The following is a 20,394-nucleotide window of genomic DNA, read 5'->3' on the forward strand; positions in this document are numbered from 1 at the left end:
CGAGAGCGCCGAGAGTCGCAGAATAGTCACGGCTTCGAGCGAAAATCATCAGGAAAGAAACTCGCCCGAGGATTTCTGTCCGGCACAGCTTCTACGTTGGCACCTTGGCGCTTATTGGCCGTGGCGCAAGGGCACAGGTGCTTCAGCGGCGGCCGAAGCCGGACAGCTGGCGGGTTGCGGCCACCACCTCGTCGCAGTCGATACAGCGCATGAGCCCGTCGACCAGCTCCATGCTGCCCAGGCTGCCGCACTCCGGACAGCGGTTGGCGAGCTGGTGCTTGCTCTCATCGCAAAGCCGGTTCTGCTCCGCCTCGGCCTCCGCCTCGACGCGGAAGATCTCGGCCGGCGAGCGGACATCGCGCTTTCGGTCATCCATGGCGCGCAACGTATCACGCGCGCCGCGCGCCCCGCGAGCGCCGCGCGCCCCGGCACACGGGGACGCGCGCAGCCGCGCGACCGCCGCATCCGCCTACCGCAGCGACTCGAGCAGGCTCCGGAACGCGGAGCGCGCCGACTGCACCGTCTCGTCCGGGCCGACCATCCTGAAGAACCAGTTGCCGCGATCGGGCGTCCTCACCGCTGCGCCGACGAGCCGGTAGCCGTCCTTCACCATCTCCACGGGCGCGCGCCTGCGGGCGCCCGCCTGAGGCCCGAGCGGGATCTTGTAGGTGCCGGCCACCTCGACCAGCTCGACCCGCATGCCGCGAACCTCGAACGAATCGCGCCTCGCCTTCGCACCGACGTCGCCGTCGAACTGCGCGAACCACTCCCTGAAATTCGCCTCGACGTCCCCTTGGCTCCCCATGCCGAACGAGAGGACCTGCACCTCGACGTCGTCCTTGTCGTCCGCCGCCCTCCGCACCTTGTAGAGGGCCTTGCGCGGGCCGGCGCGCGGCGCCTCGAGCGCCGCCCAGCTCCCCGGGACGTCCCACGCGAGCGGCGCGACGGCCGGCGCGCCGGAGACGGCCGGCGGCGGCTCCGGCTCCGGCTCCGCCGCGGCCCGCGAGCAGGCCGAGACCGCGAGCGCCAGGATCGCGGCTCGGGCGAGCGACGCCCGACGTGTGTGCATGGAGGCCGGTTCTACCACCGGATACGAAATCGGGTGTAAGCCATTGGCACCGCTCGCACGTAGAAGAGACGCCCCGGCCAGGGAGAGGAGACGGCGCGCATGGACCAGATCGGCGAGTACCTCGTTCGACGCCTCGTCGGCGAGGGGGGGATGGGCAAGGTGTACGAGGGCGAAGAGCGCCTGTCGCGCCGGCGCGTCGCGCTGAAGGTGCTCCGCCCGGAGCTCGCCCGGAGCGAGCAGGGGCGGCGGCTCTTCCTGAACGAGATGCAGATCCTCGCGCACCTCGAGCACCCGAACATCGTCCGGAGCCTCGCCAGCATCGAGGCCTCCGGCGAGCTCGTGATGGTGCTCGAGTACCTGGACGGCCAGACGCTGCGCTCCGTCCTCGGCGCCGCCGGCCGCCTCCCCTGGCCGGAAGCGGTGCGGATCACGGCCAGCGTGGCCAGCGCCCTCGCTGCGGCCCACGGACAGAAGCCGCCCGTGATCCACCGCGATCTCAAGCCCGAGAACATCATGGTGCAGAAGGACGGCAGCGTGAAGGTGATGGATTTCGGCATCGCCAAGGTCGTCGAGGCGATGAACCAGACAAACACGCAGAGCGTCGGGACCCTGCAGTACATGAGCCCGGAGCAGATCGACGCGCGCTCCATCGATCACCGGTCGGATCTCTACTGCCTCGGGCTCATCCTGTACGAGGCGCTCTCCGGGCTCCCGCCGTTCCAGTCGGCCTCGCCGCGGGAGCTGCTCAACCTGCAGTGCACGGCAGAGCCCCCGCCGCTCGGTGACGACGTGCGGAACGGGCTTCCCCGCGGCATCGAGCAGCTGCTCTTCCAGCTGCTCGAGAAGGCGCCCGAGGACCGACCGTACCTCGCGCAGGACGTCGTGGATCGGCTGGAGCCGTTCCAGACCGCCGCGATCGCGCCGCGCGGCACGGCGAGCGGCGAGCGCCCGGCCGGCAGCCACGACCGCGCGAGCACGCCGCACCGCGCAGGCAGCCGGGATCGCGCGAGCACGCCGCATCGCGCCGGCGATCAGGACCGCCTGAGCACGCCGCACCGCGCTGGAGACCAGGACCGCGCCAGCGCGGCGGGAGCAGCGCGCGTCACCGGCGGAGCGGGCGCGCCCCGCGCCGACACGATCGCGCTCGTCGAGCAGATCGACCGGAAGCGCGACGTCCCGGCCGGGCTCGCGATCGCCATCGTCGTGGCGCTGTCGGCGCTCGCGGGCATCGGGACCTGCGCGATGCGCTCGACGAGCGGCGCGCCAGAGCCGCCCGCCAGCGCCACGACGCCGGCCCCGCCGGTGGGGGCGCGATGAGGAGAGCGTCGCCGGAGCAGGCGGGCTACGCGGAAGGCGCGCCCCTCCCGGCCGTAGGCTGCGCAACGCGCTCGCGCTGCGGCGCGGCCGAGGAGCTGTGGCGGCTCGGCGAGGCGGACCGGGGCGGCCCGGCAGGGCCCGAGCGCGAGGCCGTCGCGGCGCGCCTCCTGGAGCTCGGCAGCGCAGGGATCGGCGGCTTCATCGACGGCGGCATCGCCGCGCCGGCCGAGGGCGCGGCCGCCGCCGCGAGCCCGGACGGCGCGCGCGTCTGGCTCGTGCGGAGGCTCGCGGGCACCCCCCTCGCGGATCGGATGCGCGCGCGGCGCGGACCGTTCCCGTTCCAGGAGGCGCTCCGGCTCGCCCTCCCGATCGCCCGTGCGCTCGCCGCCTGCGAGCGGGCCAGCCTGTTCCCCGGGCCGCTCTCGCCCGACGCGCTCCTCGTGGACGACGCAGGCCAGGTGACGCTGCCCGCGAGCGCGCTCGTCGGCGCGCTCGTCGGGGCGCCGGTGAGCGGCGGCGGCTCGGCGCCCCGCGCCGAGGGAGCGCGGGTGTCCTCGGAGATCCCGCCGCTCTGGACGCCGCCCGCGCAGGCCGACGGCGCGGTCTGGGACAGCGCCGCGAACCGGTACGCGCTCGGGCTCGTGCTCTACCGCCTGCTCGCAGGCGAGCACCCGTTCGCGGGCGCAGGCCTGCGGCACGCGCTCGGCGAGGCCGCTCGCCGCGAGCCTCCGCCGTTCGTCGAGAGCGTCGCGACGTCGCTGCCCGCGGGCCTGCAGGGCCACGTCTTGCGGCTGCTCCATCCAGACCCTGCGCAGCGGCCGCCGCGCGCCGAGGCGATCGCGGACGCGCTGAGCGGGTTCCTCGAGGGGGACCCGCCGGCGCGGCCGGCGCAGGTCGCCCGGGCGTCCCGCCGCGCCGGCGCGGCGGCCGAGGCGAGCGCCGGCGCGGCGCCGCGCGCGCCGCGGGGCGAGCCGCGCGCCCGCCGCCCGCCGCCCGGGCCCGCCGGCGCCGCGGCGCGGCTGTGGCGGCTCGCGCCGCTCGGCGCCGGCGCGCTTGTCGCGTCGGCCGCGCTCGCGCTCTCGCGGGCCGCGCCCGGGCCGGCGGCGCCGCAGGCGGTCTCCGTGGCGCCGGTCGTGCCGCTCGCGCAGGCGCAGACGGCCGCGGAGGACTGCGCGGCGTGCCACGGCCGCCAGGCCGCGGAGTGGCGCCGCTCGGTGATGGCGCACGCGGTGAAGAGCCCGCTCTTCAACGCGCTGGAGAGCCTCATCGAGGAGCAGGTCGGGCGCGACGCCGACTGCCCGAACGGCGCGGGCATCCTGCGCAAGGCCGATCCCGCGCGCGCCTGCCGCGACAGGCGCAGCGGCGTCGTTGTGACCGGCTCGGGCGGCGAGCACTGGTGCGTGAACTGCCACAGCCCGGCGGAGAACCTCGACGTCGCCATGCCCGCGTGGGACGGCCGCCCCGGCGGCGATCCCCGCACGCGCCTCCCGGTGCGCGACCTGCTCACCCGCCGCGGCATGGAGGGGATCTCCTGCGGCTTCTGCCATCAGGTGCACGGCCCTGTCGGCCCGCGCGGGCGCCCCGGGTACCAGGGCAACGCGACGTGGACGTCCTTCGTGACCGGCGCCGTCTTCGCGGCGCGCCCCGAGGACGCGCGCGGCCTGTTCGGGATCGCGAACAGCGGCTACGACCTCCGCCCCGAGGAGCTGCTGCTCCCCGGCGGCCCGGGCGCCGACCGGCGCGCCGGGACCTCGCCGGCGGGCGCCGACGACCCCGTCGTGCACGGCCGCCCGTCGGCGAGCGCCAGGGCGTACCTGCGATCGAGCGAGTTCTGCGGGGCCTGTCACGACGTGCGCCTCTTCGGCAGCGACAGCCTCGCGGCGGCGCGGGGCGAGCACTTCAAGCGGCTGCGCAACGCCTACACCGAGTGGGCGGAGTGGGCGAGGTCCGAGGAGCGCGCCGGCCGCACCGCGGCGAGCTGCCAGGACTGCCACATGAGCACCTACCCGGGCGTCTGCGAGGCGCTCCCGGCGGGCGCCGCGCCGGCGGCGGCGCCGGATCCCGGGTGCCCGCCCGGCACGCGCTTCGCCCCGCGCCCGCCGGGGGCGCGGCCGCGTGGCCGGATCGCGGATCATTCCACCGCTCCGGCGGACGTCGTGACCCACTACTTCTCTGGCGTGGATGTGCCGCTGTCGGACGAGTTCCCGGAGGCGCTCATCGATGAGCCGTCGCTCGATGTGCACGGCATCCCGGCCAGCGCCCGCCGCCGCCGCGATCTGCTGCTCCGCCGCACGTTCCGCTTCGAGCTCGGCGCCGCGCGGCGCGCCGGCGCGGCCGGGGGTCGCCTCGAGATCCCGATCGAGATCGAGAACACCGGCGCGGGGCACAAGGTGCCGGCCGGCTTCAGCCAGGAGCGCGAGATCTGGGTTCACCTCGTGGTCAGGGACCGAGATCGGCGGGTGATCTACGAGGTCGGCCGGGTCGACCGCGCAGAGGAGGACCTGAGAGACAAGGTGTTCACCCGGGTGACCACCCACCCAGACGCGAACAACCCGTTCGGGCCGGCGGGCGTGCAAGGGGGGTTGTTCGGGGCAGACGTGCGCGACGGGCCGGACGTCCCGCTCTGGGACCCACCTCCGCGGCTCGGCGGCACCTCGTTCCGTGGGCGAGGGCTCATCAACTTCCAGAACGGCTTTCTACGCTGCGTCCGCTGCATCGGTGTCGTGGCCGCGGACGGCAGCTGCCGGCCCGGGCCCGGCCAGGGGCTGCACCACGCCGACCGGTACGCGGACGGCGACTACGATCCAGACACCGGCGCGTGCGGCTCGAACCTCACGGGCCCGAACGCCTTTCTGGAGATCTATTTCCCCGTCGGGGCGCTGGACGCGAGCCGCGGCGTCGTCAGGGGGCCGGACGCGATCATCGATACGCGCTCCGTGCCGCCCGGCGTGCCGATCCGGTACACGTACGAGCTCCCGGCCGGCGCCCTTCGCGGCCCGTTCCGGGCCGAGGCGAGGCTGCTCTTCCGGGCGTTTCCCCCCTTCCTGATCCGCGCCTTCGCCGGGTACGAGCGGGAGCAGGCGCGGCGCGGCCTCAGGCCGTCCGGCCCGCTGGTCGTCGAGTCGATGCTCGCGCGCCTCGAGATCGTCGAGCTCGCGCGGGCCGAGATCGAGATCCCCTGAGCCGAGATCACCGCGATGGAGCAACCGGCGAGGCAGGCCGCTCGGCGAACGGGCGAACAAAAAGGGGCGAGCCCCTACCCCGGCCCGCGGGGTAAGGGCTTCGCTGGTCGGGAGCTGAAGGGCTCAGCTCGCCGTGATCGTGAAGAGCATCCCCGGCGATCAGGGAGGGGGCGGGGGATCCTCGGTCGACATCGGGTCCGGCAGCTTGAACAGCCTGCCGATCCGGAAGGGCCGCGTCATGGGGGAGTAGTAGCTCGTCGTCGACGACGTGACGCTCCACGTGTAGCCGAGCAAGTAGCCCGTGGTCGCGTCGGTGTACACGCGCATGGTGGCCGTCCCGGCCCCCGCCTTCATATTGCCGCCGGTGCACGGTCCGCTCCACCGGCTGTCCGAGTAATCCTTCTCCGGGTCCGCCGCCGGAGCGAGGCACCCGTGCGACGAGGAGGTCGAGTCCACGATCGGCACGGCGAACTGCCTCGTACCCGAGTAACGCGGCTGGATCTGCGGGAAGATCTCCTTGGCCGGGCCCGTGATGATGACCGTGTGACCGGCGTAGGTGGAGGTGGCGCCGATGGCGAGGATATCGCCCTTCTGGATGTCGACCGCCCTGTTGACGCGGCGGAAGGACGTCTCGTCATCTGGAGATGGCGGGGGCGCGCCGGTCGCCGGGCTCATGTTGATCCAGTCGAAGAGGTTATCGGACGTAAGGCCATACGCGCCCCAGATTCTGCGAATATCGCTCTCCGCGTACCCCTTCGCCTTCTGCAGCGACATGATGAAGAAGCACGCGCCCTTGGTCCTGCCGGACCAGGCCGGCACCTCGACGGTCGCTCCATCGACGCTCAGGACCTGCGGCTCCTCCCAGGTCATGAAGCACTTATCGGTCCCGCTGGCGAATTGGTTGTGGTCCGTGCCGTCCTGCTCGCCCGCGCTCTCCGCGCTGTCGATGAAATCGAGGGCCCAGTCCACGTGGTCCTTGGCGCTCGCGGACGCCGAACCCAGCATGATGAAAGACGCGGCAGCCAGGGATGCAACAGCCAAACTCGTCGTGCGCCTGCTCATACTTCTACCTCGTTGATTTGAATGACCTTGCATGTGCACTCTGGAACAGATGCTAGTCATTTCATGTCGAACCATCAAACGAACCCTGGCGCCGAAGATGCCGAGTCTAGCAGGATGGATATTCACTATGATCGGCTTAGGTGTCAAGGCTTTTTCGGGGCGCTCATCCTTTTTTTGCAGTCCTTCGAGCGCTCGCGAGCGCTCGAACGTGAAGTAAGACCATGTCGTCCCTTACGACAGCTGATGCGCGATGGTATGAAGCGAGTCGCGCGCCGGGCGCCGCGTTTCCGGCTGTGCTCGGCGACCGGGAGCCCTGCTTCTGCTTATGCACTCATCGGACCACAGTGACGTCGATGCGCGCGGCGCGGCGCACGACCGCCCCGGCGCCTGGCCGCCGGGGGTGTTCAACGCCCCCTTGCTGCGAGGCCTCGACGAGCGCGCCCGGCGCGAGATCGCCGAGGCAGGTAGGCTCCGCTCCCCCGCGACCGACGAGGTCGTCTATCGCGCCGGCGACGCGGGCGATGCGTTCTTCGTCGTCGCTTCCGGGCGCATCGCCCTGCGCGCGACACGCCGCGGAGACGATCGCGATACCGAGGTGCGCGCCGCCGCTGTAGGCGATGTCCTCGGGGAGGAGGCGGTCGTGGGGATGTCGCGCAGGACCACCGCGGTCGCGCTCGCGCCCAGCGTGCTCGCGGAGATTCCGGTCCACCTGTTCCGCCGCGCGGCCGGCCGCTCCGGCAAGGCCGAGGTCGCCGAGAAGCTCGAGCGCGGCCTGCGGAGGAGCGCCACGCGCGACCTCCTCAGCACCCTTGCCTTCACGCGCGATCTCGATCCAGAGGACATCGAGATTCTCCTTGACGCGGTGAGTCACCGTCGCTTCGAGCGCGGTCAGGCCATCTATCGTGCCGGGGATCCCGCGACCGAGCTGTGGCTCATCGCCGACGGAATGGTGCAAATTCAGACCGAGGACGGAAATCGGATTCATGTGCGCGCGTACCTCACCCGGGGCGATTTCTTCGGAGACGTGGAGCTCGACGAGGGTCGCTGCCGGACGGCGAGCGCCGTGGCCAGCGGCGCCGCGGCGCTCCTGTCGGTACCGTCGAAGACGTTCGCCGCGCTCGCGCGGAGGCACCCTGATCTGATCCCGCGACTCCGGCGCATCACCGGCGAGCAGCACGCCGCCCAGGAGGCGATCGTCGCCGGGCAGGCGCGCAACAACACGGCGCATCTCTTCCGGGACCTCTATCGCCTCCAGGTGGCGCGGTCGCTCCTCGTCATCGATCTCGATACGTGCGCCCGCTGCGGGCACTGCGCGTGGTCCTGCGCCGACGTACACGGGGTCTCGCGACTCGTCCGCCGTGGCGACAAAATACGCGCACAGGTGGACGACGACGCGCATAGAGCGCTGGAGGAAGCGCCGCGGAGCCTGCTCCTGCCGAACTCCTGCCAGCACTGCGAGAGCCCCGCCTGCATGATCGAGTGCCCGACCGGCGCCATCGGCAAGGACACGGGGGGCGAGGTGTTCATCCGCGACACGCTCTGCACCGGCTGCGGCGCCTGCGCCAAGGCGTGCCCCTGGGAGAACATCGCGATCGCGCCGCGCCCCGCCGCCGCGCCGCGCCCGGGCGGCGCGGGCTTCCCGGACCTCGCCGTCAAGTGCGATCTGTGCCGCGAGCACGACGGCCCCGCGTGCGTGAAGGCCTGCCCCACGGGGTCGATCTTCCGCGTGAACCCGGCGGAGGAGATCGCCGACGTGCGCGACCTGCTCGGCGGGGCGCGGCGCGAGCAGGAGCGCTCCGCAGGGCAGCGGGGCGACGCGGCGCTCCTCGCCGGGAGCGCGATCGCGGCGGCAGGGCTCGGCGCGGCCGGGCTGTCGGCGCACGCCCACGGCGGGGCGCGACCGGGCGAGGGCGCCGCGTGGTGGGCGGGCGCCGCCGCGGCCGTGGGGATCGCGCTGCTGCTCTTGTACGCCGTCCCGAAGCGCGCGGGACGGCGGGTGTGGATGCGGCCCAGGCGGCGCGACGCCGCGGCCGAGGAGGCCAGCGACGCCGCGCCCGTGAGGAGCCGACTGCGCCCGCAGCTGGCCGGGCACCTCGCGATCGGCCTCGTCACGGCCGGCCTCGCGCTGGCGCACGCGCCGTGGCCGCGGTCCGGCCGCCCGACGCTCGGCGCGGCGCTGCACCTCGCCTTCTGGGCGACCGCGGCGGCCGGCGCCTTCACGGCGCTCGCGTACCGGCTCGCGCCCCGGCGCCTCGCCCGGATCGAGCGCACCGCCGCGCTCCCCGAGGACTTCGCCGCCGCCCGCCGCGAGCTCCTCGACCGCTTCTACCGCGAGGTGAGCGGGCGCAGCGATCTGGTCAAGAAGATCGTCGAGAAGGTCCTCGTGCCCTACCTGAAGAGCCCCCTCGGCCCGCTCGCGCTCCTCGCCTCGGGGCGCGGGCTGCGCGAGGAGGAGCGCGCGCTGCGCGCCCGCATCGACGCCATCCTCGAAGGGCGCGGCGCAGAGCGCCTGGCCGGCCTGGCGGAGCTCACCCGGATCGCCGTGGAGCTGCGCGCGCTCCCGGCGCAGCGCGCGCTCCTCGGCGCGCTCCGCGGCGGGCTGCCGGCGCACATCATCACGTTCGGCGTCGCCGCCGCGCTGCTCGTGCTCCACGCCATCACGGCGGCGAGCGTGCCCCGATGAGCGCGCGGCGGACCGGGAGCGCGCGCACGCCGCCCCACACGGCCTCGGGCGCGGCGCGCGGCCCGCGACGCGCGCCGCGGTCGGCCGACAGCGTTTCTGACGCGCTATGCAATCGTTGCGAGGCACGGCATTTCTTTGTGCCTTGCGCGCGGCGCCGCGCGCGGCGACGTCCGCGCCTCCGCGCAGCGGCCGCCTTTTTCGCGGCAGGCAGCGCGCGGGCGAGAGGCCTGGACTTTGCCTTCAACGCCCAGGTACAATTTTCCCGACACCACACCAGTGGAAGGTAGAGAAGCTGATGGCTGGTCCCTCGACCAAGTGGATGGGAGCGCTCTCCCGATCAGGCTCCGCCGAGGCGTGGGCGCCGAGAGCGCTGCTGCTGGTCACGCTGCTCACGGCGTCGGCGGTGATCGCCGGGGCGTGCAGCGGAGACGACAGCGGCCCCCCGGGGCCGCAGGACGGAACGGGCGGGCCCGACGCGGGGACGGGCACGGGTGACCCGTGCGTCGACGGCGAAGAAATCGAGTGTCACATCACCGTCGGTGAGCACGAGGGCGTGCTGACATGCATGGACGGCATCCGCCGGTGTCAGGACGGGCGCTACGGAAGCTGCGAGGGGACGATGACGATGCGGAGGTCGCCGCTCGGGCCCTCGCCCCGCGGGAGCGGCGAGAGCGGGTATCCGCGCCCGCTCGCCAACTCGGAGGCTTCCGACGCGGGTCTCTGCGCGACAAACCCGTGCGACCCGTCGTGCCAGTCGTTCGAGGAGGTGCCGGACGGGGGGCCCATCGATCTCTCGGGGGTCGGCACCACGTACACGTGGTCGGTCGGGGACATCAACGAGCTGCCCGAGGGCGTCGCGCGGCAGGGCACGCACCAGCCCTGCACGACCAGCGAGGATTGCCAGTTCGACCAGTACTGCGAGCACCCCGCGCAGGGCGCGTGCGCCCACAATCCGTGCGAGACGGGCCTCTCGCTCCTGTCGACCTGCAGCGGCTGCGTCGCGAAGGTCTGCGAGGCGAACCCGAACTGCTGCACCCAGACGACCATCCCGGCCGACTGCGGGCATGACGCCTGCCAGTATGCCCCCGGCGTCGCGACCCACATGACCGCGACGTGCGGCGACCCGTGCATCGCCAACATCTGCGCGGCCAACCCGCTCTGCTGCGACTTCAGGTGCACGTCGACCATGGAGTGCACGGCCGTCTTCGGAATGAACTTCAACTGCCCTATCGTGCTGCCCGGCACCCCGCGACGTTGCAGCCCGATCATCGGCGGGTGCCCGACGGGAAGCGTCCTGGACCCAATCGGCAGGTGCGCGGGGACCTGGAGCTCAGCGTGCGTCAATCTCGTGGCTACCGAGTGCCCTGGGAAGACGTGCGCCCCAGCGACCCAGGTCTGGGACGCCACGTGCGTCGACCTTGTCGAGCAGCTGTGCGGCTCCACCTGCAGCACCGATCCAGAGCAGCAACGGGGCCTCTGCAAGGCCTACCTGCCGAACCAGACGAACCCCGCATGCACCGGCGTGGATCTCACGGTCGGCGTGCCCTGCGGCGGGACGATCCCGGTCTGCAACCGCGGCAACACGCCGGCCCCCGCGGGCATCGCGATTCACCGCTACGCCGCGGGCGCGGGCCAGCTCCCTTCCTCGGCGCCGAGCCAGGTGCTGGACTCCTGCAGCCCGAGCGGCGGCACCCCCGCCTGCACGACCGCGCAGCCGATCGCCCCGGGCGAGTGCATCAGCGTGGCCGGCTGCACAGGCGTCGCCGACGGCATGGAGCTCATCGTCAACCCGCCGGGCCCAGGGCAGATCGCCGAGTGCGAGTGCGCCAACAACGGGAGCATCTATCAATCGGCCATGTGCGAGTCGCCGGGCTGCATCGCCACGGCCAGCGTCTCGCTGATCAGGCCGGCCACCCTGTTCGTGGCGCTCGATCGATCCACCTCGATGGTGAAGAACTCGTCGGGAGATGACGTGAGCGGCTCCCGATGGAACCCGGCGCGCGAGGCCCTCAGGGAGTTCTTCCGCGATCCGGCGTCCGCGGGGCTCGGCGTCGCGTTCCGGTTCTGGCCGCACGACAACCCCGGCCCTTGCAACGACAACCCCGGCTGCCCGTCCGTCGACGACGGCGGCGGCTGTGCACTGCCGCTCGTCCCGTTCAACGGCGCCGCAGCCGACAGGTTGACCGAGCAATCCGCGATGATGGGCGATCAGCAAGAGCTCAAGCTCCTGCAGGCGTTCATTAATTTCCAGGTGGCCGACGGCGATACGCCGATGCACCCGGCGCTCAACGGCGCCACGACCTGGGCGATCAACTACAAGAAGGCCCACCCCGAGGAGGAGGTCGCTGTCGTGTTCGTGACCGACGGCATCCCGTCGCACTGCGACACCGTCCCGAACCACATCGGGGACCTGGCGGGAAACGCCTTCGAGAACCACGGCGTCCGCGTGCACGCGGTGGGCTTCGGCAACTCGAACGCCGAGATCATCAACCTCATCGCCGCTCGCGGCGGCGGACAGGCGTACAACCTCACCGCAGGCACGACGCTGCAAGGCAGCCTCCTCGACGCGCTCGTCTCGATCCGCGGAGAGGCGCTCCCCTGCGACGTGACGGTCCCCCTCGCCGGCGTCGCGGATCCCGCCTCGGTGTCCGTCGTCCACGTGAACAACGCCGGCACCGAGACCACCCTCACGCCCCGGACCGGGCTGGGCAGCTGCGGCGCCGGCGGCTGGTACTTCGCCGACGCGACGAACACGAGCGTCAAGCTCTGCCCGCAGACGTGCGCCGATCTCCGCGATAGCCCGGGGAAGGTCCGCGCGACCGTCCCGTGCGTGACCACGAGCCTCACGCCCATCACCACGAACTGGGAGCGCTACCACGGCGTCTGCCCGCCGGGGACCAAGACCCAGTGGGGGTACCTCAGGTACAGGACGGCGACGCCGGGCGACTCGAGCGTCGAGTTCTTCGTGCGATCGGCCGACGATCCCGACGATCTCAGCGGGGCGACGGTGCGGCTCGCCGCCACCGCGCAAGCGGCGCCGACCGACACGCGGATCTGCGATGAGAGCTCGGCGCCGCCGTGCGCGATCGATCTGTTCGACGTGCTGGAGGAGCTCCCGGACGCCCGGACCGAGTACCTCGAGATCCAGATGAGGCTCAACCCGACGAGCACGGGCGGAGGCGGTGTTCAGGTGCAGGACTGGGAGATCACGTATTCATGTCCGGATTCCGAGTGAGCCGCCGCATCACGGCCTTCGCGCTGCTCTCCGCCGCGGCGATCGCCGCGGCGGCGTGCGGCGGAGACGACGACAACCGGCCGAGGCCGTCTCCCGCCGGCGGAACGGGGGCCGCTGGCGGTGAAGGCGGCGGCGGGGGCGGCGGCGAGGGCGGCGGCGGCGCCGCGCCCGGCGCCTGCGGCAATGACGCCGCCGAGCTGGACGAGGCGTGCGACGGGCCCGATGTCAGGAACGCCACGTGCCAGAGCTTCGGCTTCGAGAGCGGCCAGCTCGGGTGCAGCGCCGAATGCACCGTCGACACGTCGGGCTGCGCTGGCATCGAGGGATGCCAGGACGGCCGCGACAACGACGGCGACGGCAGCGCCGACTGCGCCGATCCGGAGTGCGCGGCGGCGTGCGCGGACCTGTGCGCCGCCCCGGTGGCGCTGCCGGATCCCGCGTTCGTCACCGGCGACATCAGCGGCCACGCGGCCGTCGAGGGCGGGTGCACGGCGGGGCTCCCGGGCGTCGCCTACACGTTCACGGCGACCACCACCGGGTTCCTCGACGTGGTGCTGACCCCGGGGACCGACGCCGCGCTCATGGCCGTGCTGCGCGGCGCCTGCGACGACGCCGCGACGGAGCTCCATTGCGGCGGCGTCAGCGCCGGCGCGGGCATCGAGAACCGGCTCACCGTCCCCGTCCGCGAGGGCGATGCGTTCTATGTGGTCGTCGCGGGCGCGGCGGACGAGGGGCAGACGGGCGCGTTCGAGCTCGGCGTGAGGAGCCGCGAGACGGTCTGCGGCGACCGCATCCAGGATCCGGCCGAGGAGTGCGACAACCTCGTCGGTCAGCCGGACGACGGGTGCACCGACGACTGCCGGCTCGAGGCGACCGAGGTCGAGCCGAACAACGCCATCGCCTCGGCCAACCCCCACGCGGTCCCGTTCTTCGCCTCCATCGATCCGCCGGATGACGTGGACGTCGTGCGCGTCACCGTGCCGAGCGGCCCCACGGTGCTCATCGCGGAGACCTCCGACGTCACGAGCTCCGACTGCCTCAACGGCCGGCTCGACACCACGGTCGAAATCCTGGACGAGAGCGGCGCGCTGCTCGTGCGACGCGAGTTCGGGGGCGTCGGCCACTGCGCCCGCGCCGTCGCGCCGGCGCTCCCGGCGGGCGACTACTACGTCCGCGTCACGGCGAACGTCGCCGCCGATCAGGGGACTCCCTACCGGCTCATCGTGACGCTCGTTCCCGAGGTCTGCGGGGACGGGGTCGCGACCGACGGCGAGCAGTGCGACGACGGCAACACGACGGCCGGCGACGGGTGCAGCGCCGCCTGCCGCTTCGAGCTCGATGAGACGGAGCCCAACAACACGCCGGCGCAGGCAGACGCCCACGCCGCCCCATGGCTCGCGGAGATCTCTCCGGCAGGCGACGTCGACGTGGTCGCCGTGAGCGTGCCCGGGCCGAGCTCGACCCTGATCGCAACCGTCAGCGACAATGGCACCGGGACGTGCATGACCGGGCGGCTCGACAGCTACATCGAGATCCTGGGCGACAATGGGGCCGCCGTGCTCGCATCGGACGAAGACTCGGGGCTCGGCTATTGCTCCTCCGCGTTGGTCACCGGCCTGGCCGCGGGCACCTACCATGTGAGGGTCAGGGCCGCGGAGATCGTCCCCGACGCGACCTTCTTCTATCGACTGAATGTCACGATCCTCTAGCCCGGGCGGCCGGGGGAGCCGTACGGAGGCGCCGTCCGGCGGCGCCGCCGGGGAGGCGGCGCGCTCGCCCGACCCATCGAGGACGCTCTACCGCGCCGATCTGTCCGATCCGCGCCAGCGCGCCGCCCAGCCGCGGGAGGTCGTCCGCGGGCGCGCCGCGCGCCGCGCCGAGTCGACCTCCGACGTCACCCGCTTCCGCGGCGTGCTGCCGGCCACGCTGGCCGGCGCCGTCGCGACCGGCGCGGCGGCGCTGCTCTTCCCGCCGCCGGGGGGGCATGCTGCGCCGGGGCCGCTCTCGCTGCCCCACGCGCGCGCGCAGCTCGCGTGCGCGTCGTGCCATATCGAGCAGGCGCCCTCCGCGCCGCGCGAAGCGGCCGCCCCGCGCGAAGCCGCCGCGGGCGCGCGCCTGGACCAGGCCTGCACGGGGTGCCACGGCGACCACGGGTCCGCCCGCAGGAGCCACGCGCAGCTGCTCGCGAGCGGCGCGCTGGGCTGCGCCACATGCCACCCGATCCACCGCGGAGACCAGGGCGTCGTGTTCGACCCCTCGAGGCCGCCGGTGCGCTTCGCGCCGGGCGTCGAGGTGGAGCTCCCGCCAACGGCCTTCCGCCCGAGCCAGCCGACCACCGTCGCGATCGTCACCGCCGGGAGCTGCACGCCCTGCCACGACCTCGCCGCGCCGCGCGACCCGATCGCGCGCTGCCTCGTCGCGGCGCAGGCGCCGCTCGGCGACGCCCGGCCGATCACCTGCTTCGACGAGCACCGCCCCGCCCTCCCCGAGGACGCCGCCATCGTCCGCGCCGACCGCGGCAGCAGCAGCGGCGGCCGCCGCGGCAGCAGCAGCGGCGGCGTCTGCAACGGCCAGCACACCGAGGACCGCGCCCTCGCGTGGGACGCGGCGCGCGACGCCGCCGCGGCCTTGCCGGTAGTGACGGGCGCGCTGCCCCCCAGGAGCGCGCTGCCCCCCGGCCGCGCGCTGCCCCCCGGCCGCGCGCTGCCCCCCGGCCGCGCGCTGCTCTGGATGGGCGCCGGCCTCGCCGCGGCCGGCCTCGCGTTCGCGGGCGCCCGCGGCGCCCACGCGCGGCGCGCGCGGCGGCCTTCGCGCGGCCCCGAAGCCGCCGACGCGGCCGAGGCGATGCTGCGCCCCGCGGCGCGCGTGCGCCTTCCCCGCATCGACACGACCACCTGCCTCGGCTGCTACGCGTGCGTCGACGCGTGCCCGTACGACGTGCTCGCCATCGAGCGGTACGTCGCCGTCGTGGCCCGCCCCGAGGCGTGCTGCGGCCTCACCCTGTGTGAGCAGCGCTGCCCCAACGGGTCGCTCACCATCGAGGGCGGCGCGCCCATCGCCGATCGCCCGCGCCTCGGCGACGACCTCGGCAGCCTCGACGTGCCGGGCCTGTACCTCGCCGGCGACGTCACCGGCCTCCCCCTCATCAAGAACGCCATCCACCAGGGCGCGCACGCGGCGACGCGCGTCGCGGAGGACCTGCGCCAGGCCGGCCCGCGCGGCCCGGGGCTCGATCTGATCATCGTCGGCGCCGGGCCCGCCGGGATCAGCGCCGCGCTGCGCGCCAAGGAGCTCGGCCTCTCGTTCGAGGTGATCGAACAGGGCAGCGTGGCGCAGAGCATCCAGAGCTTCCCGCGCGGCAAGCTGGTCTTCGATCAGCCGCTCGACCTGCCCATGACCGGGAAGCTGTGGCTGAAGGAGTCGACAAAGGAGGAGCTCCTCTCCCACTGGCTCCGCATCGTGCGCAAGGAGCGGCTCCCCATCCTGCAAGATACCCGGATGGTGTCGGTCGCGCGCCTCGGCGGCCATGACGCGCGCTCCGCCGGCGAGGCCGCGCCAGGCTTCGTCGTCGTCACCGAGCCGCGCGACGGCGGGCCGCGCACCGAGCGCCGGGCGCGACGCGTGCTGCTCGCCCTCGGCCAGCGCGGCTCGCCGCGCCGCCTTCCATTCGAGCTGTCCGCCGAGGTGGAGGGGCGCGTGTACTACCACCTCGCCGATGCGCGGAGCCTCGCCGGCAGCCGGGTGCTGATCGTCGGGCTCGGCGACGTCGCCATGGAGGCCGCCATCGCGCTGTCCCGCCAGCCGGCCACCGAGGTCACCGTCGTCTACCGCGGCGGCGGGTTCCGGCGCGGGAAGACGCGAAATATCGAGGAGATACGGCGACTTGCGGCCACGTCCCGCCTCTCGCTCCGGTTCGAGACCGACGTCGCCGCGCTCGCCGGGGATCCGCGCGGCGCGCTCGTGGCGACCCTCGCCTCGCCGTCGGGGGCGCTGGCGCACCCCTGCGACGCCGTGCTCGTCCTCATCGGGAGCATCCCGCCGTGGAGCGCCCTCCGCGCCGCCGGGATCCGGCCGACCGTGGAGCCGTCAGATCGTTCCGGGCCCGACGACGTAGAAGGGCTCACGCCTGCGGTCCCTCCGGCGTGAGCCCGGCATGAGGGCGTAAGATCGAGGGGCGCAGGCAGTTCTCTGGAGGAGCCATGAAGCCGACCCATGTCGCCCTGTTCTCCGCCCTCGGCATGATGTTCACGAGCCTCTCGGTCTACTCGCTCGCACCGTCCGGGGGCCGGGGCGCGACGGAGGGGACCACCGAGGTGACCGCCGAGCCGCCCCGCGTGGTCCCGGAGGTGGTGGGCGGCGCCGTGGCCGCGGTCGACCCGAGCCGCTTCACCGCCGGATCCAGGCTGATGCTGGAGGGGCGCGTCGGTCACGCCCGCCTCCCCCGCTCGGCGCAGGAGACGTTCCTGAGCTTCGAGGTCCGCAGCGACGGGTCGCCCACGAAGACGCAGGCGCAGGCGAGCCTCTCGCTGGTCATCGATCGCTCCGGCTCGATGAAGGGCACCCGCCTCGCCAACGCCGTCCAGGCGGCGACGACCGCCGTGAGCCGCATGAACGACGGCGACGTCGTGTCGGTGGTCACCTTCGACACGAGGACGACCGTTGTCGTCCCGCCCACGACCGTCGGGCCGGACACGCGCGGCCGCATCCTCGCGAGCGTCCGCGGCATCTCGCTCGGCGGCGACACGTGCATCTCCTGCGGCATCGAGGAGGGCCTCTCGCTGCTCGGGCAGACGGGCGGCGGCGTGAGCCGGATGCTCGTCCTCAGCGACGGCGACACGAACCACGGGGTCCGCGACCTCCCGGGCTTCCGCGCGATGGCCCAGCGGGCGCGCGATCGCGGCGTGAGCATCACGACCATCGGGGTCGACGTCGATTACAATGAGAAGATCCTGTCGGCGATCGCGCTCGACTCGAACGGCCGGCACTACTTCGTCGAGAACGACGCCGCGCTCGCGCGCATCTTCGAGGCGGAGGCGGAGCAGCTCACCGCCACCATCGCGAACGGCGCGGAGCTCGCGATCGATCTCGCGCCCGGCGTCACGCTCGATCGGGTCTTCGATCGCTCGTTCCGGCGGGCCGGCGACCAGGTCATCGTGCCGCTCGGCGCGTTCGCGGCGGGCGAGGTGAAGACGGTGCTGCTCAAGGTGCGCCTCGACGGCCTCGGCGGCGACGGGCGCGGCGAGTCTCCCATCGCCGACGTCGGCCTCGCTTACCGGGACCTCGTCGCGAAGACCGACGCCCGGTGCGAGGGCAAGCTCGGCGTCGCGATCGCGGACCGCGACGCCGACGCGAGCGAGCTCGACGCGCTCGTCGCGGGGCGCGTGCAGCGCAGCGAGACGGCGGCGACGCTGAAGCAGGCCAACTTCCTGTTCGAGCAGGGTCGGCTCGACGAGGCGCGCAGCAAGCTCGACGCGCAGCAGCGGTCGCTGCGGAGCGCGGCCGACAAGGCCAAGCGCAGCGCGCCGGCGAGCCGCGCGAAGGACGTGGCGTCCGATTTCGAGGGCCAGCTCGCCGCGCTGGAGCGGGCCGACACGGGCTTCGCCACGCCGCCGCCGGCCGCCCCCGCGAAGCCGGGCGGCTTCGCGCAGGCCCCGGCGGCGCGGCCGGCCCCGGCGAAGTCCCGCGAGGGCAAGGCCGCCGTCCGCCGCAACGAGGCGGACGCCTTCGATCTCGCCCGCTGACGCGCGGCGCGACGCGGCGCGGGCAGCGGCGCGGCGAACGCCGGCGCCGGCCAGCCGCGCGCGCGCCGCGGCCCGGGCGTTGACGCGGGTCGGGCTTTCGGGTTTTGACTCCCGGCGGTGGGCGTTCGATCTAGGCCGAGCCGGCCGGGAAACCGACGGATGGGTGGCGACGGCGCGCAGGGCTCGCCCCCGCGCGAGCCCTCGCCGTCGAACCGGAAGACCACCCCTGCGCGGCGCGCGCGCGGCGCGGGGCAGCGCGCGCCCGCGTCGCGGCGCCCGGCGCGGCCCTGGCCGAAGCGCGGGCGGGCGCTGCTCCTCGGGTTCGCGGGCGCGCTCGCGGCGGCGGGCGCGGCGCTGCTCGCGCTGGTGATCGGCTTCGGACGCATGAGGACCCCGGACCGGGGGCGCGTCGTGGAGATCAACTGGCCGGAGGGGCTCGACGCGGGCGAGGCGGCCTCGCTCCTCTGGGCCGAGGGGCTCGTGGAGAGCGAGCGCGCGATGGCGCTGTACCTCGGCGCCACGGGCGGCACCGAGGGGTTCGTGCCGGGCCCGCACCTGCTCTTCGAGGGCGCGACGCCGCGGGAGCTGCGGCAGCTGCTCACGCGCGCGGAGGGGCGTCCCACGGCGAAGGTCACGATCCCCGAGGGCTGGAACCGCTTCGACGTCGCGGCCCGGCTGGAGAAGCTGCACGTCGCCGGCAGGAAGACGTTCCTCGCCGCGACCGCGGACGGCGCGTTCCTGGACGCGCTCGGTATCGAGAACGGCGGCGCCGTGGGGGCCGAGAGCGCGGAGGGGTACCTCTTTCCGGCGACGTACGAGCTCGCGCTGGACACCGACGCGCGCGAGGTCGCGAAGCGCCTCGTCGCCGAGTCCGACCGGCGCTGGAACGCGCTCGCGGGCGAGAGCAAAGACGGGCTCGCCGCGCTCCAGGCGACGCTCGGCTGGGGTCGCCGCGAGGTGCTGACGCTCGCCTCCATCGTCGAGAAGGAGGCGGTCGTCGCGGAGGAGCGGCCGCTCATCGCGAGCGTGTTCCTGAACCGGCTCCTGGATCCGACGTTCCGCTCGCGGCGGCTGCAGTCCGACGCGACGGCGCTCTACGGCTGCGTCGCGTGGCCCGAGCAGGCGCCGTCGTGCGCCGAGTGGGGCGGCAAGCCCACGCCCGCCGTGGTGCGCGACCCGAGGAACCGCTACAGCACCTACGCGCACGCGGGGCTGCCGCCCGGGCCGATCGCCAACCCGGGGGCGCCGTCGATCGCGGCCGTGCTCGCGCCGGCGGCGACGAAGTACCTCTACTTCGTGGCGGCCGGCGGGGGTCGCCACAGGTTCAGCGAGAGCCTGGACGAGCACAACAACGCGGTGCGGAAGCGGCGGGACGCGACGGGGCAGTAGAGAGAGAACAGAAAAAACGCAAAGTCGCCGAGGCGCACCGCGCCGTCCGCGCTTCCTGGATCGCCGCGAGCCGCAGTAGATTCGCGCGCCATCATGCGCCGCCCCGCCCCGCTCCTCCTCGCGCTCTCTGCTCCCCTCGCCTTCGCCGCCGCGGCAGCAGGCTGCTCGCCCCGCACCACGCCCCCGAGCGAGCGCACCGACCGCAGCGTCGCGCCCCCGACTGCGGCGACGCAATCCGCGCCCCCGAGCGCCGCGCCGTCGCCACCCTCCGCAGCCGCGAGCGCAGCTCCCGCGGCGAGCGCCGCAGCCTCCGCCGCGCCCGCCGCCCCCACCGCCAGCGCCGCGGCCGACCCGACGGCCCCGGCCGACGCCGCGCCGCTCCCGAACGTGAAGGTCGCGAACATCGGCATGCACATCGGCGGCGGGCCGCACGACGACTTCACCAAGGAGCCGATCAAGCGCTCGGTCGCCCCTCACTTCGACGACTTCCGCCGCTGCTTCGCGCTCGCGGAGGACCCGGCGAAGGCCGGCGACTTCGGGATCGACCTGCGCATCGAGAAGAACGGCGGCAAGGCCGAGGTGCGCAAGCCGCGGACGGCGCTCAAGGGCGAGGCGTTCACGGCGTGCGTCGTCGGCGTCTTCGAGCGGATCGACTTCCTCAAGCCGAGGAAAGGCCCCACCGTGGTGAGCTACTCGCTCCGGTTCACCCCGTGAGC

General features: G+C 73.7%; 13 protein-coding genes. 9 read left to right on the forward strand and 4 right to left on the reverse strand.

Translation table 11 applies throughout. The features are described 5' to 3' along the window. Positions 1-142 precede the first annotated feature (142 nt). Both WMF17_RS22670 and WMF17_RS22675 read right to left on the reverse strand, forming a co-directional pair. Positions 143-376: a hypothetical protein gene (locus tag WMF17_RS22670; protein ID WP_437581800.1), complete on the reverse strand. Its 234-nt coding sequence runs from the start codon at positions 374-376 to the stop codon at positions 143-145. Between the two features lie 93 nt (positions 377-469). Then, positions 470-1,069 (reverse strand): hypothetical protein, encoded by a 600-nt coding sequence (locus WMF17_RS22675; protein WP_437651220.1) that lies wholly within the window; start codon positions 1,067-1,069, stop codon positions 470-472. Positions 1,070-1,168: 99 nt separating this feature from the next. Between WMF17_RS22675 and WMF17_RS22680 the strand changes: the two genes are divergently transcribed. Continuing rightward, the gene (locus tag WMF17_RS22680) at positions 1,169-2,386 is read left to right on the forward strand and encodes a serine/threonine protein kinase (protein WP_437651222.1); all 1,218 of its coding nucleotides are present in this window, start codon (positions 1,169-1,171) and stop codon (positions 2,384-2,386) included. Then, the gene (locus WMF17_RS22685; protein ID WP_437651224.1) at positions 2,383-5,568 is read left to right on the forward strand and encodes a serine/threonine protein kinase; all 3,186 of its coding nucleotides are present in this window, start codon (positions 2,383-2,385) and stop codon (positions 5,566-5,568) included. Before WMF17_RS22680 ends, WMF17_RS22685 begins: the two co-directional genes overlap by 4 nt. Before the next feature lie 159 nt (positions 5,569-5,727). Here WMF17_RS22685 and WMF17_RS22690 read toward each other — a convergent pair whose 3' ends face one another. After that, complete coding sequence (locus tag WMF17_RS22690; RefSeq protein ID WP_437651225.1) at positions 5,728-6,573, reverse strand: hypothetical protein; 846 nt, start codon at positions 6,571-6,573, stop codon at positions 5,728-5,730. Between the two features lie 382 nt (positions 6,574-6,955). Here WMF17_RS22690 and WMF17_RS22695 point away from each other — a divergent pair, with 382 nt between their 5' ends. Further along, the gene (locus WMF17_RS22695) at positions 6,956-9,313 is read left to right on the forward strand and encodes a cyclic nucleotide-binding domain-containing protein (protein ID WP_437651227.1); all 2,358 of its coding nucleotides are present in this window, start codon (positions 6,956-6,958) and stop codon (positions 9,311-9,313) included. Positions 9,314-9,910: 597 nt separating this feature from the next. Here WMF17_RS22695 and WMF17_RS22700 read toward each other — a convergent pair. Next, positions 9,911-10,534: a hypothetical protein gene (locus tag WMF17_RS22700; RefSeq protein WP_437651229.1), complete on the reverse strand. Its 624-nt coding sequence runs from the start codon at positions 10,532-10,534 to the stop codon at positions 9,911-9,913. A gap of 301 nt (positions 10,535-10,835) precedes the next feature. Between WMF17_RS22700 and WMF17_RS22705 the strand changes: the two genes are divergently transcribed. From WMF17_RS22705 to WMF17_RS22730, 6 genes are all read left to right on the forward strand, one after another. Then, complete coding sequence (locus tag WMF17_RS22705; RefSeq protein ID WP_437651231.1) at positions 10,836-12,548, forward strand: vWA domain-containing protein; 1,713 nt, start codon at positions 10,836-10,838, stop codon at positions 12,546-12,548. Beyond that, positions 12,530-14,257 (forward strand): DUF4215 domain-containing protein, encoded by a 1,728-nt coding sequence (locus tag WMF17_RS22710; protein WP_437651233.1) that lies wholly within the window; start codon positions 12,530-12,532, stop codon positions 14,255-14,257. Before WMF17_RS22705 ends, WMF17_RS22710 begins: the two co-directional genes overlap by 19 nt. Then, entirely contained in the window at positions 14,241-16,694 is a 2,454-nt protein-coding gene (locus WMF17_RS22715) for an NAD(P)-binding domain-containing protein (RefSeq protein ID WP_437651235.1), read from the forward strand. Before WMF17_RS22710 ends, WMF17_RS22715 begins: the two co-directional genes overlap by 17 nt. A gap of 53 nt (positions 16,695-16,747) precedes the next feature. After that, positions 16,748-18,289, forward strand: coding sequence for a vWA domain-containing protein (locus tag WMF17_RS22720; protein ID WP_437651236.1), 1,542 nt, complete (start codon positions 16,748-16,750; stop codon positions 18,287-18,289). A gap of 159 nt (positions 18,290-18,448) precedes the next feature. Then, the gene (mltG, locus tag WMF17_RS22725) at positions 18,449-19,678 is read left to right on the forward strand and encodes an endolytic transglycosylase MltG (protein ID WP_437651238.1); all 1,230 of its coding nucleotides are present in this window, start codon (positions 18,449-18,451) and stop codon (positions 19,676-19,678) included. A gap of 93 nt (positions 19,679-19,771) precedes the next feature. Then, a complete protein-coding gene (locus tag WMF17_RS22730; RefSeq protein ID WP_437651240.1) occupies positions 19,772-20,392 on the forward strand; it encodes a hypothetical protein in 621 nt (206 codons plus the stop codon). The last annotated feature ends 2 nt before the right edge of the window (positions 20,393-20,394 follow it).

The organism is Sorangium sp. So ce362, from assembly GCF_051519845.1.
Classification (GTDB): Bacteria; Myxococcota_A; Polyangia; order Polyangiales; family Polyangiaceae; genus Sorangium.

What these genes read in the sequence shown, in the direction of transcription:
- WMF17_RS22685 (WP_437651224.1), top strand. Translation starts at nt 2,383, where the DNA reads ATGAGGAGAGCGTCGCCGGAGCAGGCGGGCTACGCGGAAGGCGCGCCC.
- WMF17_RS22715 (WP_437651235.1), top strand. Translation starts at nt 14,241, where the DNA reads ATGTCACGATCCTCTAGCCCGGGCGGCCGGGGGAGCCGTACGGAGGCG.
- WMF17_RS22695 (WP_437651227.1), top strand. Translation starts at nt 6,956, where the DNA reads ATGCACTCATCGGACCACAGTGACGTCGATGCGCGCGGCGCGGCGCAC.
- WMF17_RS22670 (WP_437581800.1), bottom strand. Translation starts at nt 376, where the DNA reads ATGGATGACCGAAAGCGCGATGTCCGCTCGCCGGCCGAGATCTTCCGC.
- WMF17_RS22710 (WP_437651233.1), top strand. Translation starts at nt 12,530, where the DNA reads ATGTCCGGATTCCGAGTGAGCCGCCGCATCACGGCCTTCGCGCTGCTC.
- mltG (WP_437651238.1), top strand. Translation starts at nt 18,449, where the DNA reads ATGGGTGGCGACGGCGCGCAGGGCTCGCCCCCGCGCGAGCCCTCGCCG.
- WMF17_RS22720 (WP_437651236.1), top strand. Translation starts at nt 16,748, where the DNA reads ATGAAGCCGACCCATGTCGCCCTGTTCTCCGCCCTCGGCATGATGTTC.
- WMF17_RS22690 (WP_437651225.1), bottom strand. Translation starts at nt 6,573, where the DNA reads ATGCTGGGTTCGGCGTCCGCGAGCGCCAAGGACCACGTGGACTGGGCC.
- WMF17_RS22680 (WP_437651222.1), top strand. Translation starts at nt 1,169, where the DNA reads ATGGACCAGATCGGCGAGTACCTCGTTCGACGCCTCGTCGGCGAGGGG.
- WMF17_RS22730 (WP_437651240.1), top strand. Translation starts at nt 19,772, where the DNA reads ATGCGCCGCCCCGCCCCGCTCCTCCTCGCGCTCTCTGCTCCCCTCGCC.
- WMF17_RS22675 (WP_437651220.1), bottom strand. Translation starts at nt 1,069, where the DNA reads ATGCACACACGTCGGGCGTCGCTCGCCCGAGCCGCGATCCTGGCGCTC.